This window comes from Vibrio genomosp. F10 str. 9ZD137, from assembly GCF_049974785.1.
Taxonomy (GTDB): Bacteria; Pseudomonadota; Gammaproteobacteria; order Enterobacterales; family Vibrionaceae; genus Vibrio.
This window is the reverse complement of sequence record NZ_JBNGCJ010000564.1, coordinates 1-1667: the sequence shown is the minus strand read 5'-3', so window position 1 is coordinate 1667 and position 1667 is coordinate 1. Positions and strand designations below refer to the sequence as shown.

At 39.5% G+C, this 1667-nt stretch carries 2 protein-coding genes; both read left to right on the top strand.

Translation table 11 applies throughout. The features are described from left to right. Positions 1 to 34 precede the first annotated feature (34 nt). The gene (gene leuD, locus ACP45E_RS13750; protein WP_017036545.1) at positions 35 to 637 is read left to right on the top strand and encodes a 3-isopropylmalate dehydratase small subunit; all 603 of its coding nucleotides are present in this window, start codon (positions 35 to 37) and stop codon (positions 635 to 637) included. 126 nt (positions 638 to 763) lie between these two features. Then, the gene (locus tag ACP45E_RS13745) at positions 764 to 1543 is read left to right on the top strand and encodes a DUF547 domain-containing protein (RefSeq protein WP_017036544.1); all 780 of its coding nucleotides are present in this window, start codon (positions 764 to 766) and stop codon (positions 1541 to 1543) included. The last annotated feature ends 124 nt before the right edge of the window (positions 1544 to 1667 follow it).

Here is a 1667-nt window from a genome sequence, read left to right as displayed (position 1 = left end):
GACCCGCTCTTCCGATCTTTAGGAGGCAAGTTTTATGTCAGGTTTCAAGCAGCATACAGGTTTAGTCGTTCCTTTAGATACGGCAAACATCGATACTGATGCCATTATCCCAAAACAGTTTTTGCAAAGAGTTTCTCGCCTAGGATTTGGTAAAAACCTTTTCCATGATTGGCGATTCTTGGATGACGCTGGTGAGCAACCAAACCCAGAGTTTGTGATGAATGCACCACGCTATCAAGGCGCTTCTATTCTATTAGCTCGTGAAAACTTCGGCTGTGGTTCATCTCGTGAACACGCGCCTTGGGCACTGGCTGACTATGGAATTCAAGCCATGATTGCTCCAAGCTTTGCCGATATTTTCTACGGTAATTCAATCAATAATCAAATGGTTCCCGTGCGCTTAACAGAGCAAGAAGTCGATGAAATATTTCAATTTGTTGAAGCCAACGAAGGGGCTCAAGTCGAAGTTGATTTAGAAGCGATGAAAGTCAGAGCTAACGAAAAAGAATACGATTTTGAAATTGACGAATTTCGTCGTCACTGCCTGCTGAACGGTTTAGATAATATCGGCTTAACACTGCAGCATGAAGATAAAATTTCGGCTTATGAAGCGAATATTCCAAGCTTCTTAAAATAACGAAAAATTCATTCCAATTATCTTGAATCTATATCGTCAAAGGCTGGTCGTCATGAACCAGCCTTTTTTATGAAAGGAATCTCATCGAATAGAGGTCTTATTACTAAATCTAACTGGATGTAAAACATGAAAATAATAATCACCTTACTTTCACTCACTTTAGCTTTTGGCGTAAGTGCTGCACCAAAGTCAGAGCTTTGGCCACATTGGAACAAGAGTAATGAAAATAGTAATCAAACAATCACACATACTGAATGGGATGATTTGCTAAATACATACGTTGTTTCCGAAGGACAACACAATCTCTTTAAGTACTCGACAATATCAAAAGAAGATAAAGAAAAGCTCGAATCCTACCTTGAGAAACTCTCATCTGTCACTCCTCAGCAATACTCTAAAAATGAACAATATGCCTATTGGGTAAACCTGTATAACGCGATTACCGTTAATATAGTTTTAGACCATTACCCAGTAAAATCGATAACCAAGATAGGTGGCTTATTTAGCTTTGGTCCTTGGGAGCAGGAAGTGATCACTATCGATGGAAAGAAACTAACCCTCAATGACATTGAACACCGTATCCTTAGGCCGATTTGGCAAGATCCTAGAACGCACTACGTGCTAAATTGTGCAAGTTTAGGATGCCCAAACCTACAGCCAATGGCATTAACAGCTGACAACACCAATGTACTGCTAGAGCAAGCCGCCTATCAATTTATTAATAGCGACAAAGGCGCTTACTTAACAACAAATAAGCTACAGTTATCTTCGATTTATGACTGGTTTAAAAGTGATTTTGGTACTGAAGAGGAACTATTTAAACATCTTGGTCACTATCGCCCCGATCTATCTCACTATAAAGGGAAGCTTACTTATGAGTACGATTGGCAGCTAAATAGCAAATAGGCGGCGATAATATTCTGTGTTCTAAATAGAAAAACCTCAGCATTTCTGCTGAGGTTTATTTTTCATCTCAACGCTTATAAAGCGGAGGAATAATTAAAGTCTGGCGATGTCCTACTCTCACATG